7 protein-coding genes and 3 rRNA genes are annotated in these 16,600 nt (G+C 33.5%); 8 read left to right on the top strand and 2 right to left on the bottom strand.

The window, feature by feature from the left end:
• Window positions 1-25: 25 nt before the first annotated feature.
• Window positions 26-616 (top strand): ATP-binding cassette domain-containing protein, encoded by a 591-nt coding sequence (locus tag O0R46_RS06955; protein WP_269311010.1) that lies wholly within the window; start codon window positions 26-28, stop codon window positions 614-616.
• A gap of 51 nt (window positions 617-667) precedes the next feature.
• Here O0R46_RS06955 and pflA read toward each other — a convergent pair whose 3' ends face one another.
• Window positions 668-1,399 carry a pyruvate formate-lyase-activating protein gene (gene pflA, locus O0R46_RS06950; RefSeq protein ID WP_269311009.1) on the bottom strand — a complete coding sequence of 244 codons (732 nt, stop codon included), beginning with the start codon at window positions 1,397-1,399 and terminating at the stop codon, window positions 668-670.
• Between the two features lie 98 nt (window positions 1,400-1,497).
• Window positions 1,498-3,729: a formate C-acetyltransferase gene (gene pflB / locus O0R46_RS06945; protein WP_269311008.1), complete on the bottom strand. Its 2,232-nt coding sequence runs from the start codon at window positions 3,727-3,729 to the stop codon at window positions 1,498-1,500.
• A gap of 1,131 nt (window positions 3,730-4,860) precedes the next feature.
• Between pflB and O0R46_RS06940 the strand changes: the two genes are divergently transcribed.
• The 7 genes from O0R46_RS06940 (at window position 4,861) to O0R46_RS06910 (ending at window position 16,595) form a co-directional block, all read left to right on the top strand.
• A 16S ribosomal RNA gene (locus O0R46_RS06940) occupies window positions 4,861-6,375 on the top strand.
• A 355-nt stretch (window positions 6,376-6,730) separates the two neighbouring features.
• A 23S ribosomal RNA gene (locus O0R46_RS06935) occupies window positions 6,731-9,629 on the top strand.
• A gap of 59 nt (window positions 9,630-9,688) precedes the next feature.
• Window positions 9,689-9,805 (top strand): 5S ribosomal RNA (gene rrf / locus O0R46_RS06930).
• The 16S, 23S and 5S rRNA genes sit together here, the layout of an rRNA operon.
• 221 nt (window positions 9,806-10,026) lie before the next feature.
• Window positions 10,027-11,139, top strand: a complete 1,113-nt coding sequence (locus O0R46_RS06925; RefSeq protein WP_269311007.1) for a cation diffusion facilitator family transporter — start codon at window positions 10,027-10,029, stop codon at window positions 11,137-11,139.
• 51 nt (window positions 11,140-11,190) lie between these two features.
• Window positions 11,191-12,330: a cation diffusion facilitator family transporter gene (locus O0R46_RS06920; RefSeq protein ID WP_269311006.1), complete on the top strand. Its 1,140-nt coding sequence runs from the start codon at window positions 11,191-11,193 to the stop codon at window positions 12,328-12,330.
• A gap of 94 nt (window positions 12,331-12,424) precedes the next feature.
• Window positions 12,425-14,332 (top strand): hypothetical protein, encoded by a 1,908-nt coding sequence (locus O0R46_RS06915; protein ID WP_269311005.1) that lies wholly within the window; start codon window positions 12,425-12,427, stop codon window positions 14,330-14,332.
• 1 nt (window position 14,333) lies between these two features.
• Complete coding sequence (locus O0R46_RS06910) at window positions 14,334-16,595, top strand: ATP-dependent helicase (protein WP_269311004.1); 2,262 nt, start codon at window positions 14,334-14,336, stop codon at window positions 16,593-16,595.
• The last annotated feature ends 5 nt before the right edge of the window (window positions 16,596-16,600 follow it).

Below are 16,600 nucleotides of genomic sequence, written 5' to 3'. Positions count from 1 at the left end.
TACTTAGATGGTGGAGGCGTGTAGTATGAATATTAAGTTTAATAGTGTAAGTAAGTACTATGGAGATAAACTGATACTAGATAATCTCAAATTAAATATTGAAAATAAAAGTATTTTTTTTATACAAGGTAAATCAGGTATAGGTAAAACAACAATTTTCAGATTGATTTTGGGGTTAGAACAAGCTGACAAAGGTGAAATTTTGGGAATAGGTAATAGAAAAATTGGGTCAGTGTTTCAAGATGATTTACTGATAGATAATATTTCAGTATTAGCAAATTTGAGATTAGTAAATAAGGATATAAATAGAGATAGTATTGTTAATTATCTAAAAGATATAGATGTAAATGTAGATTTATTTACAAAAATTAGTCAATTAAGCGGTGGAATGAAAAGAAGAATTAGTATTTTGAGGTCTATTTTATATGACTGTGATACCATTATTATGGATGAACCATTTAAAGGTTTAGATAGGGAAACAAAAGAAAAAATAATGAGTTTTGTATTAAGAAATACAATTGATAAAACTCTTATTGTCATAAGCCATGATAATAGGGAGGTTGATTACTTTAAAGATAATTCAAATAAAAAAATACAAGTGTTAAATTTAGGATAAAATAAAAAAAGCTGGCATTATGCCAGCTTTTTTTATACTAGTATATTTTATTTATTTTTCAAAGTGGTCATAGCCATTTTTTATAAAAAGTGCTTTTGCCTTATCTACATCTTCCTGGGTAGCAGGTCTAATATACTTCAACTCATATTCTTTATTCATCTGTTCCCATTTAGAGACACCCATGATATGATAAGGTAAAAATTCAAACCTTACTACATTATGTAGAGTTTTTACAAAATTAACCATTCTAGTAAGATTTTCCTCACTATCTGTTATATCAGGTATTAGTACATGTCTTATATATACAGGTATATTTACATCATCTAAGTATCTAGCAAGTATCTGCGCTTTTTCAGAAGGTGCTCCTGTAAGCCAAATGGAGTTTTCAGGAATCATATGTTTTAAATCTAATAAGACTAAATCAGTATATTCTAATATTGGTTTTATTCTTTCTACATCTAGATAGCCGTTTGTATCAAGACAGGTATGAACTTCGTGTTTTTTAGCTTGTTTGAAGATATCTCTAACAAAGTCAACTTGTAGGGCAGCTTCACCGCCAGACATAGTAATTCCACCATCTTTATAAAATGATTTATATTTTAACATATCTTCTATTATTTCGTCGGAACTGACTAACTTTCCTGCGTTCATTTCCCATGTATCTCTGTTGTGGCAGAACTTACATTTTAGATTACAACCTTGTGCAAATACAACATATCTTATACCAGGCCCATCTACTGTACCAAATGTTTCTACTGAATGTATTCTTCCCATCACTGCCATTATTATCACTTCACTTTCTATTTATTAAAAGGGGGACAAGCCCCCTTAATAATTATATATTCTTAATTCAACCTCATATTACAATCAAACAAATTTGCTTAAGCCATTTTACCGTGGAATGTTCTATTTATAACATCCATCTGTTGTTCTTTTGTAAGTTTGATGAAGTTTACAGCGTATCCAGATACTCTGATTGTAAGCTGTGGATATTCTTCAGGTCTTTCCATAGCATCAAGTAGAGTAGCCTTGTCAAGAACATTTACGTTTAGATGCTGAGCTTTCTGAATAAAGTATCCATCCATCATTGTTGATAGGTTAGATATTCTCTCGTCCTTATTTTTACCTAAAGCACCAGGTACGATTGAGAATGTATTTGAAATACCATCTTGTGCATCTTCAAATGGAAGTTTTGCTACTGAAGATAATGATGCTAGAGCACCATGAGTATCTCTACCATGCATTGGATTAGCTCCTGGAGCAAATGGTTCTCCAGCCTTTCTACCATCTGGTGTATTACCAGTCTTCTTACCATATACAACATTTGAAGTTATTGTAAGAACTGACTGTGTATGTATAGCATCTCTATAAGTCTTATGCTTTCTCACATTGTTCATAAAAGATTTTACTAAATCAACTGCAATTGAGTCAACTCTGTCGTCATTGTTACCATATTTAGGGAAGTCTCCTTCAACCTCAAAGTCAGTAACTATATTATTTTCATTCCTTATTGCCTTTACCTTAGCATATTTTATTGCTGAAAGAGAGTCAGCCGCTACTGAAAGTCCAGCTATACCACAAGCCATTGTTCTCTTGATTTCCATATCATGTAAAGCCATTTCAAGAGATTCATATGAATACTTGTCATGCATATAGTGAATTACATTTAGTGTATTTACATATAATCCCGCTAGCCAAGCTGAATATGAATCAAATCTTTCTTTTACCTTATCATAATCTAATATTTCGTCAGATAATACATCCATCTTTGGTCCGACTTGTGCACCTGATTTTTCGTCAATACCACCATTGATACTGTAAAGAAGTGTCTTAGCTAAGTTAACTCTTGCCCCGAAGAACTGCATTTGCTTACCGATTCTCATTGGAGATACGCAACACGCTATACCATAATCATCGCCGTTGAATCCTTGCATTAAATCATCATTTTCATACTGGATTGAACTAGTATCGATTGAAACTTTTGAGCAGAAGTTCTTGAAGTTTTGAGGTAACTTTGTTGACCAAAGAACAGTTAGGTTTGGTTCTGGTGATGGTCCGATATTATATAATGTATTTAGTATCCTAAATGAATTTTTAGTTACATAAGTTCTACCATCAGCATTCATACCACCGATTGATTCTGTTACCCAAGTTGGATCTCCTGAAAATAAATCGTTATATTCTGGAGTTCTAAGGAACTTAACTAATCTTAATTTCATAACAAAGTGATCCATCAATTCCTGAGCTTCTTTTTCTGTTATTATCCCATTTTCTAAATCTCTCTGAATGTAGATATCTAAGAATGTAGATGTTCTACCAAGAGACATAGCAGCACCATTCTGATCTTTTATTGCTGCTAGATAAGCGAAGTATAGCCACTGAACAGCTTCTTTTGCATTTGTTGCTGGCTTAGATATATCAAAACCATATGATGTAGCCATATTTTTTAATTTGTTTAAGGCTACCAATTGTTCTGATAATTCTTCACGAAGTCTGATAATATCTTCAGTCATTGGCTTATCAGCTAGTGATAATTTTTCTTCTTTCTTTTTTTCTATAAGTAAATCTACACCATATAAAGCCACGCGTCTATAGTCGCCTATTATTCTACCTCTACCATAAGCATCTGGCAAACCAGTTATTACACCAGCTCTTCTTGCAGCTTTCATTTCATCTGTATAGGCATCAAATACACCTTGATTATGTGTCTTTCTATATTTAGTAAAGATTTTTGTTATTTCTGGATTTAACTTGTAACCATAGGCTTCACAAGAATTTTCTACCATTCTTATACCACCATATGGCATTACAGCACGCTTTAGAGGAGCATCAGTTTGAAGACCAACTATCTGTTCTAAAGCTTTGTCTATGTATCCAGGATCATAGGCATCAATACCAGATATAGTATCAGTATCTACGTCTAATGTGCCTCCGTTTTCTATTTCTTCTTTAAACTTATCGCTAACTTCACTCCATAATTTTGTTGTAGCATCGCTAGGACCTTCTAAAAAAGAATCGTCTCCTTCATAAGGCTTATAGTTTAAATTAATAAAATCATGAACGTCTATATTTTCTGTCCAATTTCCTGTTTTAAAGCTATTCCACGCTGTCATAATAGCACCTCCTAAAATTAATAAATGATTATGTGTATCATCTACAATTTGATGATAACATAATAATAATATATATACAAGAACTTTTTGTATACAAAATGCATAAATAAGATATAAATTAATTTAATTTTACTTTTTCTATAATAGTTTGCATATATAGTATTTATATTTAATGTTAACGTGAATATTATACCATATATAGAAACAAATAAAAAAAGAAATTTATAAATGACTCAAATTGATACAATATATTAAAATTACGGTATTTATAATAAAAAATATTTATTAAAAAAAGAAGAGTTAAACTAGAGATTGATAAAAATTATCAAATGATTTTGAACAAATATTATTTTAAGGATTTAACATTATCGTTTTATTTTGTTGCTATTATATATAGTAGTAATAATCTTTTATTTAATTGCATAATTTTAACAATATATATAATACTTACATTATATAGTTAAATTATATAATTAAATTATGTAACTAAATTATACGGTTTAAAATTTATATTATAGTTTTTAAAAAACTCCATCTTAAAACCCAATATATTTGGCTTAGTGAAAAATATATTGGGTTAATCTTTAAGAGTATTAGATATTTTAATACACTAAGTAAAGTGTAAGCATATAGTATAGTAGAGTGTAAGGATTTAAAAGTCTATCTAAAGTCTTATACAATTAATCATAGGACCTAAAAAAATTAAAAAAATAAAAAAGTTTAAAAAAAGTATTGACACTTATATTTTGAGATGATATAGTATTACTTGTCCTTTAAGAAAAGGAAAACATAATAAAAAGGATTAAGTGAGATTTTAATAAATTTCATTAGAAAAAAATTATGACAACATTTCATTTGAAAGCATTTTTAGTGAAAAACTTAAGAAAAGAAAATAAAAAGTTTTTAAAAAAAGTGTTGACAATAAAAATAAAAAATGTTATTATTAATAAGTCGTCACAAACGACTGAAATGAACTTTGAAAATTGAACAGCAGGTTAATTCAATAAGCTTTAAATAGCAAATTGATTAATCGTTTAAACTTGATAAGACAATAGTTTTTCAAGATTTAAACCACAAACAAACCAAGCCAGATATTTTAGAGATAACAATAGTCTGAGCGCAGAACAAATTTTTTATGAGAGTTTGATCCTGGCTCAGGATGAACGCTGGCGGCGTGCCTAACACATGCAAGTCGAGCGCGACTTATTGATGCTTGCATCTTTAAGTTGAGCGGCGGACGGGTGAGTAACGCGTGGGTAACCTGCCCTATACACATGGATAACATACTGAAAAGTTTACTAATACATGATAATGTACATTTATGGCATCGTAGATGTATCAAAGTGTTAGCGGTATAGGATGGACCCGCGTCTGATTAGCTAGTTGGTGAGATAACAGCCCACCAAGGCAACGATCAGTAGCCGACCTGAGAGGGTGATCGGCCACATTGGAACTGAGACACGGTCCAAACTCCTACGGGAGGCAGCAGTGGGGAATATTGCACAATGGGCGAAAGCCTGATGCAGCAACGCCGCGTGAACGATGAAGGTCTTCGGATCGTAAAGTTCTGTTGCAGGGGAAGATAATGACGGTACCCTGTGAGGAAGCCCCGGCTAACTACGTGCCAGCAGCCGCGGTAATACGTAGGGGGCTAGCGTTATCCGGATTTACTGGGCGTAAAGGGTGCGTAGGTGGTCTTTCAAGTCAGTGGTTAAAGCCTACGGCTCAACCGTAGTCAGCCTCTGAAACTGGAAGACTTGAGTGCAGGAGAGGAAAGTGGAATTCCCAGTGTAGCGGTGAAATGCGTAGATATTGGGAGGAACACCAGTAGCGAAGGCGGCTTTCTGGACTGCAACTGACACTGAGGCACGAAAGCGTGGGTAGCAAACAGGATTAGATACCCTGGTAGTCCACGCCGTAAACGATGAGTACTAGGTGTCGGGGGTTACCCCCCTCGGTGCCGCAGCTAACGCATTAAGTACTCCGCCTGGGGAGTACGCACGCAAGTGTGAAACTCAAAGGAATTGACGGGGACCCGCACAAGTAGCGGAGCATGTGGTTTAATTCGAAGCAACGCGAAGAACCTTACCTAAGCTTGACATCCTTTAGACCGGTGTTTAATCACACCTTCCCTTCGGGGCTAAAGTGACAGGTGGTGCATGGTTGTCGTCAGCTCGTGTCGTGAGATGTTGGGTTAAGTCCCGCAACGAGCGCAACCCTTGTCTTTAGTTGCCAGCATTTAGTTGGGCACTCTAGAGAGACTGCCAGGGATAACCTGGAGGAAGGTGGGGATGACGTCAAATCATCATGCCCCTTATGCTTAGGGCTACACACGTGCTACAATGGGTGGTACAGAGGGTTGCCAAACCGTGAGGTGGAGCTAATCCCTTAAAGCCATTCTCAGTTCGGATTGTAGGCTGAAACTCGCCTACATGAAGCTGGAGTTACTAGTAATCGCAGATCAGAATGCTGCGGTGAATGCGTTCCCGGGTCTTGTACACACCGCCCGTCACACCATGGGAGTCGGAAACACCCGAAGCCGATTATCCAACCGTAAGGAGGAAATCGTCGAAGGTGGAGTCGATAACTGGGGTGAAGTCGTAACAAGGTAGCCGTATCGGAAGGTGCGGCTGGATCACCTCCTTTCTAAGGAGAATTACCTGCTGTTCAATTTTGAAGGTTCATTTAACATGAAAACTTCAAATAAAAATACTTTCAATAAGTATCATAAAGCTCGTGAAATATTTTTGATATAATTTAAGAGACGCACTTAAAAAATAGGATGGAACATACAATTAGTATGTGACTGAGTATTTTATAAGGAGTATCTTAAAGAATACAAAAAGATAAACGAGTATTGTACCTTGAAAACTGAATATATTGTGATATACAATGACATCTAATAAAATGATAGTAATCTATCCAAGAGAAAACTTGTAAAAACACCAATTATTCTTAACAAGACGTAAGTCTTAAATTTAGAAAAATCTCAATAATAACTGGTCAAGTTATTAAGGGTGTAGGGCGGATGCCTTGGCACTAGGAGCCGATGAAAGACGTGATAAGCTGCGATAAGCTTTGGGGAGTGGCACATACACTTTGATCCAAAGATTTCTGAATGAGGAAACTCACTTGAAGTAATGTTCAAGTATCCCTAGATGAATACATAGTCTATGGAGGGGAACTCAGGGAACTGAAACATCTAAGTACCTGAAGGAAGAGAAAGAAATTCGATTCCGTAAGTAGCGGCGAGCGAACGCGGAAGAGCCCAAACCAAGTTAGTTTACTAATTTGGGGTTGCGGACATGTCACAAAGGAGAGGTATTGTGAGTAGAACAGTTCTGGAAAGTTCGACCACAGAGGGTAATAGTCCCGTAAACAAAGCAAGAAGACTCCGACATGATCCAGAGTACCACGAGACACGTGAAACCTTGTGGGAAGCAGGTGGGACCATCCACCAAGGCTAAATACTACCTAGTGACCGATAGTGAATAGTACCGTGAGGGAAAGGTGAAAAGAACCCCGGGAGGGGAGTGAAATAGAACCTGAAACCCTACACTTACAATCTGTGGGAGCGCATTATTCGCGTGACCGCGTACTTTTTGTAGAACGGGCCAACGAGTTACGTTATGTGGCAAGGTTAAGCACTTCAGGTGTGTAGCCGTAGCGAAAGCGAGTCTTAACTGGGCGAATTAGTTACATGACGTAGACCCGAAACCGGGCGACCTACCCATGAGCAGGATGAAACGAAAGTAAAATTTCGCGGAGGTCCGAACCCACGTACGTTGAAAAGTGCGGGGATGACTTGTGGGTAGCGGTGAAATTCCAATCGAGCTCGGAGATAGCTGGTTCTCCTCGAAATAGCTTTAGGGCTAGCCTTGAATGTAGAGATGTGGAGGTAGAGCACTGAATGTCCTAGGGGGTATTGCACTTACCGAAGACTATCAAACTCCGAATGCCATAATCTTTTATTCAGGAGTCAGACTGTGGGTGATAAGGTTCATAGTCGAAAGGGAAAGAGCCCAGACCGTCAGCTAAGGTCCCAAAATGTATGTTAAGTGGTAAAGGATGTGGGATTGCATAGACAACCAGGATGTTGGCTTAGAAGCAGCCATTCATTTAAAGAGTGCGTAATAGCTCACTGGTCGAGTGATCCTGCGCCGAAGATTTCCGGGGCTAAAACATACTACCGAAGCTACGGCATCAAATATGATGGGTAGAGGAGCTTCCCATGCAGGATGAAGCAGTACCGTAAGGAGCTGTGGACAGTATGGGAGAGAGAATGTTGGCATGAGTAGCGAGATGAGGGTGAGAATCCCTCAGGCCGTAAACCCAAGGTTTCCAGGGGAAGGTTCGTCCTCCCTGGGTTAGTCGGGACCTAAGCTCAGGCCGAAAGGCGTAGGCGATGGATAACAGGTTGATATTCCTGTACTACCGATAATCGTTTGAGAGATGGGATGACACAGTAGGATAAGCTGAGCACACTGTTGGTTATGTGTGTCTAAGTATTGAGGCAGATCAAATAGGCAAATCCGTTTGATTAATGCTAGGATACGAATGGGAGCGAAACTAAGTAGCGAAGCAGCTGATTTCACACTGTCGAGAAAAGTCTCTATCGAGATTAAAGGTACCCGTACCGCAAACCGACACAGGTGGGTGAGGAGAGTATCCTAAGGCCAGCGAGAGAACTGTTGTTAAGGAACTCGGCAAAATGACCCCGTAACTTAGGGATAAGGGGTGCCCCAGAAATGGGGCCGCAGAGAATTGGCCCAAGCGACTGTTTACCAAAAACATAGGTTTCTGCTAAGTCGCAAGACGATGTATAGGAGCTGACGCCTGCCCGGTGCTGGAAGGTTAAGGGGATCTGTTAGAGCAATCGAAGCAGTGATCTTAAGCCCCAGTAAACGGCGGCCGTAACTATAACGGTCCTAAGGTAGCGAAATTCCTTGTCGGGTAAGTTCCGACCCGCACGAAAGGCGTAACGATTTGGGCACTGTCTCAACAACAGACTCGGTGAAATTGTAATCCCGGTGAAGATGCCGGGTACCTGCGACAGGACGGAAAGACCCCATGGAGCTTTACTGTAGCTTGACATTGGGTTTCGATACTACATGTACAGGATAGGTGGGAGACTATGAAATCAGGGCGTCAGTTTTGATGGAGTCAGCCTTGGGATACCACCCTTGTAGTATTGGGACTCTAACCATAGGCCATGAATCTGGTCTTGGGACACTGTCTGGTGGGCAGTTTGACTGGGGCGGTCGCCTCCCAAAAGGTAACGGAGGCGCTCAAAGGTTCCCTCAGTACGGTCGGAAATCGTACGAAGAGTGTAAAGGCAAAAGGGAGCTTGATTGCAAGACATACAGGTCGAGCAAGGTAGAAATACGGACTTAGTGATCCGGTGGTTCTGAATGGAAGGGCCATCGCTCAACGGATAAAAGCTACCCTGGGGATAACAGGCTTATCTCCCCCAAGAGTCCACATCGACGGGGAGGTTTGGCACCTCGATGTCGGCTCATCACATCCTGGGGCTGTAGTTGGTCCCAAGGGTTGGGCTGTTCGCCCATTAAAGTGGTACGCGAGCTGGGTTCAGAACGTCGTGAGACAGTTCGGTCCCTATCCGTCGCAGGCGTAGGAAATTTGAGAAGATCTGTCCTTAGTACGAGAGGACCGGGATGGACATACCTCTGGTGTACCAGTTGTTCTGCCAAGGGCATAGCTGGGTAGCTATGTATGGAAAGGATAAGCGCTGAAAGCATCTAAGCGCGAAGCCAACTTCAAGATAAGATTTCCCACCGCAAGGTTAAGATCCCAGGAAGACTACCTGGTTGATAGGTCAGAGGTGTAAGTGCAGCAATGTATATAGCTTACTGATACTAATAGATCGAGGACTTGACCAAAAAAGATGACATAATACATAATATATTCAGTTTTGAAGGTACAAACTTTCAATTAAATATGTGGTTATTACAGCAAAGAGGATACACCTGTTTCCATACCGAACACAGAAGTTAAGCTCTTTAGCGCTGAAGGTACTTGGTGGGAAGCTGCCTGGGAGAATAGGACGTAGCCACGTTAAAAAGACTCTAGATTTTATCTAGAGTTTCTTTATTTATTAAAACTTGCACAGATGATATTTGCAAGTATAATAAGCAAGTGCCCTTAAATAAATATTTAAGGGCACTATAATTTGTAGTAAAGAGTAATAATTGTATAATATGGGTATATTAAATTTAGTAAATCAATGCAAATTTTGGGTGTTGTAAATTGCTTAAAAAATAAATAATGAGGTATTAAATGGACTTATCAAATAGAAAAAGAAATATAATCAGAGCCAGTGTAATAGGAATATTATCTAATATTATATTGGCTATAATAAAAGTAATAATAGGAACTTTATCCAGTTCAATTTCTATTGTGCTAACTGCTGTAAATAATTTTACCGATGCTTTATCATCCATAATAACTATTACAGCAACACGTTATGCTGGAAAAAAGCCAGATAAAAGCCATCCATTTGGATATGGTAGGATAGAATATGTTAGCTCGTTAACTATTTCAATAATAATCACATATGTAGGTATTAGTGCAGTTGTAGAATCAGTACAGGAGTTGTTGAACCCATCAAAGCCAAATTACACATTTACAACTCTATTAATTATGGGTATTACAGGTGCAATAAAAATAGTACTTAGTATATATACACATAGAGTTGGAAAAACTAACGATTCAGATTCGTTAGTTGCTTCAGGATTAGAAGCAAGGATGGATGCTTTTGTGTCATTTTCCATAATTTTAGCAGCTATAATATATTTAAAGTGGAAAATACAATTAGATGCATTTTTAGGTTTAATTATAGCTCTGATGTTAGTCAAATCGAGTATAGAAATTATGAAAGAGACTGTGAGTAAAATTTTGGGACAAAGGGTTAAGTTGGAGTTAGTGAAAGAAATAAAAAATAGTATTTGTCAATTGGAAGATGTTGACAATGTATATGATTTGGTTTTAAATAATTACGGTCCTAGTTCATATGTGGGTTCACTTCACATTGAAGTTCCTGATTATTGGACAGCTGATAGAATTGATGCATTGGAAAGAAAAATTGCTGGCAAAGTATATAAGGAATATGGAATAGTGATATCTGCTATTGGAATTTATTCAGTCAATACTAAGGATGAATTTGCTAATAAAGTAAAAGAACAAATAGAAAATATTGTAAAAAAATATGAAGGTGCATTGCAAATGCACGGTTTTTATTTGAATCGAAAAAATATGTCGATGAGCTTTGATGTAGTAATGGACTTTTCTGTAAAAGATAGAGGAGAGGAATTCAAAAGACTCTGTCAAGAAATTAAGGAAAGATACAATCAATATGAAATTACAATTATAATGGATATAGACGCAAGTTAATATGGTATAATTGTAGCTATCATATTAAATTTAATTAACGAGGAGTAATTCATGAAAAATAAAATTGAACTAGACACAGTTACTGGTGATAATAGAGAGGATATTATAATTAGAACTAGTATAGTGGGTATATTAGCCAATTTATTATTAGTATGTGTAAAATTAGGAGTAGGAATATTTTCTAACTCTATTGCAATAATTTTAGATGCTGTAAATAATGCTAGTGATATGCTATCATCTATAATCACAATAGTGGGAGCCAAGCTTGCTAATATGAAAGCAGATAAAAAACACCCGTTAGGACATGGTAGAATAGAATATTTTGGAGCAATTATAATAGCTGTAATAATACTTTATGCTGGTGTAGCTTCTTCAATAGAATCGATAAAGAAAATAATAAATCCAATACGTCCAAGCTATTCGAATATATCATTGATATTAATAGCCTTGGCTGTATTTATTAAAATATTTTTGGGGAATTATGTAAAAAAAGCTGGTGAGAAAATTAATTCAAATTCATTGATAGCATCAGGTATGGATGCAAAATTAGATGCAGTTGTATCGGCGGTAACACTATTTTCTGCCATTTTTTTTATCAGCACAGGACTTAGTTTGGAGGCATATTTAGGATTATTAATTTCCTTTGTGATTATCAAGGCTGGTATAGATATATTAAAAGATACTAGTAGCCAGTTACTCGGTGAGAGGGTAGATTACGAATTGGTTGAAAAAATAAGAAATACCATTAATCAAGTTGATGGTATTGATGGCGTATATGATTTGATTTTAAGTAACTATGGTCCTAATAGATATTTAGGGTCATTGCATATAGAGGTGCCTGAAAATATGACAATTAAAGAATCTGATGTAATACAAAGAGAGATTTCAAGAAGAGTAATGGAAGAGCATGGAGTTATTATAGCTGCGATAGGAATTTATCCAATAAATGTACATGATCCTGAAGTAGAAAAGATAAAAGAGGATATAGCGACCATAGTAAAAAAACATAAATCAGTAATAAATATGCATGGATTTTATTTGCTTAGAGAAGAAAAATTGATTTACTTTGATGTTATAATAGATTATTCAATAGCAAATAGGGAAGAGGATTTTGATAAATTATGTGAAGAAGTAAAAACTAAATATCCTTTGTATAAATTTGAAATCACTATGGATATAGATGCTACATAAATGAAAAAATATAAAATTAAAAGTCCTGAGAAGGGCTTTTTTTCTATGGTATAATAATACTATAAAGAAAAATATTAAATTAGTAGGTGAATTTATGCTTGAAAATATTAATAGTAAAAATGAAAATTTAATAAGCGATTGTAATTTTATTTATGAAAATAATATTCAAGCATTTGTTGAAAATAATAAGTTTGTAAACTCTATAGAGAGCTTTGCATCAAATGTGAGACATATTTCTTATGAAAATTATATAAAGGAGCAAGTTGATTTGTATAGACCTTTACTTGATATAGATGTAGAGTCTTATTTTATATCAAGGCAAAGTTCAATATTTATATTATATAAGATAGTAAGTGAAAGAAGATTATTTGATGGTTTTTTTAAAAATATAAATGCTAAGAATATTAATTTAGCAACAAATATTTATTCTATAATGATAAAATCTGCTAAATCAAATATTCCTGTTGAGGCAATAGCATATAGAATCTATAGATTTAAAAAAGGTAAAAAAATAAAGTCTATTTATGATGATTTAAAGAATGTAATAATAGAATATAGGTCTATTATGCATAAATATAAATTGTATGATCAGCCTATGTTGATAGAAGTGTTTAATAATAAATTGATTAAAGAGAGAATATTTAATAATAATATAAAGAAAAATAGGAATATATTAATCACGGATAATGTTTTTAAAGAGTTTTTACCTGAGTATAAAAATAAAATATTCACTGATATTAGGGATAACAAAGAAATATTAAAAAATAAATTTTCTCTACTATCAATATCGAATATCATACAAGAGGAAAGTGATACATATTTCTCTATGCTTATAAATTTGGAAGAAATACTAAAAAATTTGATATATGAAAAGAATGTTAACTTAGAGAGGATATGCATATTAAGTCCTAAAAATAATTCTATTAGTCAAAGTAAAATAAAGAATATAGAAGATACTCTAAAAATTAAAATCGGGAGTGTAAAAGAGTCAAAAAAACTATATAGAGACTCTACAATTTCAGTTTTGATGAGTGTTCTGTTTTTATATGAAGATATTGAATTTATGTTGAACATAGATGAGAAAGTTCAGCTTTTGTCAGTAATTTATAAGAATAAAAATAGGGCGGAGCTTAGAGTAAATATAGAGATGTACATGAGGCAAGTCAGAGAAGATTTCAAGAATCATGATATTATCCAAGCTTTGAAGATTAGATACAATATTTCTTCAATGGATAAAAATGAGTTGATTCAATACAATATAAAAAATAATTTTAATGAGTTTTTTGATGATTTGGGAATAGAAAATTCATTATTGGACTCATTGGATTTTGAAGACCAATATAATCCTAATGAAAGTAATAATAATGATATATATTTAAAGCAAATTGACGATGGAAAATTAACTTTAGGCAATGATGAAAGTAATATACATAGAAATGTTGAATTAATAAAAGAATTTTATAGAGAATTTTTAGATATCGATAATGAACATACAAAAATGGTTGATGATTTATGTAAGCTGATAAAAGAAATAAACATACTATCTGCAGATTGTAATATGAATATTAATCCAGAAGATAAGTACTCTTTCATAAAATATTTTATCAATACATATAGTGCCAATAAAATAAAAAAAGAGACTTTTGACTTAGGAAAAATATTATTTTTAAATATAGATGATTATATAAATTATAAAATAGATAGAGATGTACTTATATTGTTTGATGCTAGTTCTAATTCATTTGATCTTAGGATAGAAAACGAATTAGATAGTGATATGGCTTATTTTAAAGATGAAATATTGAGTAACATCAATGAAGAAAATTTTGTCCAATATTATAAAGATTTATTAAATGAAAAAAATAATTCAAATATATATAGCATTTTTTCAGGTAAGAATATAGAATATTTATTTATTTTAAGTAGCGATTTAGGAATAAATGGATATGATCAAGATAATAGTTTTAAAAAGGACTTATTAAAGAATACAAAGAGGTGGTAGCTTGTCTATAAGATATAGAAAAGATCAGGAAAAGATAATGAAATATAAGGGTGGAAGTTTGGGAATACAAGCTGTACCAGGAGCAGGTAAAACTTTTATAATAACGAATCTTGTAGCTGATTTAATTGAAAATATGGAAAAAGAAAATGTAGATTCTAAGATATTGGTATTAACTTATATGAATTCAGCTGTTAAAAACTTTAAAAATCGTATAAAAACAATTTTAGAAGAAAGAAATTGTCCCAAAACAAAATTTGAAGTTATGACAATACATTCACTTGCTATGAAAATTATAAGAGAAAATACAGAATACATTTTTATGAGTGAGGAGACTCAAATACTTGACGATTATAAAAAAGAGATTATTATTCAAAGGTCTATAGATGAATTTGAAGAACTTAGTGAAAATTCAAATAAAATATATAGTTTTATAGATAAATCAAAAAGAGGAGACAAAGATATAAGGGAAAAATGGAAAAGAGAATTTACTTCTATTATATTAAATTCTATAAAGCTATTAAAGTATGAGAATATAGATGAAGACAACTTGAAAAAAATAGTAAATGATGTCTCATATAGAGGAATTATGTCTATAATATCACCCATATACTCGAATTATCAAGAAATATTAAGGCAAAGTTCATATATTGATTATGATGATATTTTGTTATTGGCCTACAACTTACTGGTAGATAACCCTGAAATTAGAGAAAAATATCAAAACGACTATGACTATATATTTGAAGATGAATGTCAAGACTCAAATCTTATACAAGGTAAAATTATAGAATTACTGGCAAAAAATAATAAAAAAACAAAATACAAAAGCAATTTAGTTAGGGTTGGAGATGTAAATCAAAGTATAACAGGGACTTTCACAGGATCTAATCCAAAGTTTTTTGTGGATTTTTGTAAAAATGCAGATTTTAATTATAATATGTATATGGCGGGCAGAAGTTCAAAAGATATAATAGGCTTGGCAAATTATTTAGTGAATTATGTAAGGAATTCTGCTGAATACTTTGATCAATCTCTAGAAGAACTATATATAGAAGAGGTAGAAAAGGGTAAAGGATATAAAGAAAATCCAAAACCAGGTAAATATATGCTTTGGTCAAAAAGTTTAGAAAAGCAAGAAGAACAAATAAATACATTAATAAAAATGATTAAGCATAGTCAAAATAATTTTTCGGATTATTCAATAGGTGTTTTGGCATTCTCTAATTATGAAGTAGATAAGTTGTCAGAAATATTTACGGCTAATGATATAGAGCATGAAAAAATATCATCAAATAATGGACAAAAAACCAAAGTTATTGAAGATTTAAAAAGTGTTATAGATTTTATAATTAAACCTAATGATTCAAATATCTTTGCTGATATGTTTGAAGATGTATTTATAAAACGTTTTAAAGATTTTGAAATAGATGATCAGATATATAAGAAGATACATAAAAATTTAAGAAAAATTAATCCAATAGATTATATTTATGATGACGAATATTTTATAAAAGAGAGTAAAAAAATATATTCAATAGTTGATAATCTTATAGAAGGTTCATTTAAAGGATTTTTGATAAATACCAGAGATGTTTTAAAGAAAATTATTGATTATAAAGAGATGGACCCATCTTTATATTTAGAATATATAGGAGAAAATATAAATTTAGATATTAGTGAGCTAGATGTATTAGAGTACATAATTTTTTATATAAATAATATGGCAAATTATGAGAATATCGACTTAAATAGGCTTTCTATAGCTCTTGACAAAAGGTATTCTAGGATTTTTGATTTTGCTATTTCTGCGATTTATGATATAGGTGAAAAACAAGCTCAGCCTGGAAGTATATATATTTCTACACTTCATAAATCAAAGGGGTTGGAGTGGGATACGGTGATTATTATGGATATAAATTCTACAGACTATCCTAGCAAATTAACTGATTATTATAGGGTGGATAGAAGATATTTGAGAAGAGATTACAAATATCCTGAGGCATTTATAAATAGGGAATTGGATTTAATATCAGGTAAAACAGTAAAGAATATGGAAGACTATGAAAAAGATTTAAAAATAAATTTGATGGCAGAGAGAATAAGGCTTTTATATGTTGGTATAACTAGAGCAAAAAGATCTTTGATTCTATTAAATTCAAGACAAAAATACATAGAATCATTAAATAAAAACTTTACAAAAAAGAACTCAAAGTTTTTTGATGTACTAGATGAATTTATTACAGAAAAAAGAAATACAAAATAAAGAAA

Source organism: Peptostreptococcus equinus (assembly GCF_027125355.1).
Classification (GTDB): domain Bacteria; phylum Bacillota; class Clostridia; order Peptostreptococcales; family Peptostreptococcaceae; genus Peptostreptococcus; species Peptostreptococcus equinus.
The sequence above is the reverse complement of the archived record's forward strand: the minus strand, read 5'-3'. Positions and strand labels throughout refer to the sequence as shown.

Coding starts and splice junctions, on each gene's coding strand:
- O0R46_RS06955 (WP_269311010.1), top strand. CDS start 26: ATGAATATTAAGTTTAATAGTGTAAGTAAGTACTATGGAGATAAACTG.
- pflA (WP_269311009.1), bottom strand. CDS start 1,399: ATGGCAGTGATGGGAAGAATACATTCAGTAGAAACATTTGGTACAGTA.
- pflB (WP_269311008.1), bottom strand. CDS start 3,729: ATGACAGCGTGGAATAGCTTTAAAACAGGAAATTGGACAGAAAATATA.
- O0R46_RS06925 (WP_269311007.1), top strand. CDS start 10,027: ATGGACTTATCAAATAGAAAAAGAAATATAATCAGAGCCAGTGTAATA.
- O0R46_RS06920 (WP_269311006.1), top strand. CDS start 11,191: ATGAAAAATAAAATTGAACTAGACACAGTTACTGGTGATAATAGAGAG.
- O0R46_RS06915 (WP_269311005.1), top strand. CDS start 12,425: ATGCTTGAAAATATTAATAGTAAAAATGAAAATTTAATAAGCGATTGT.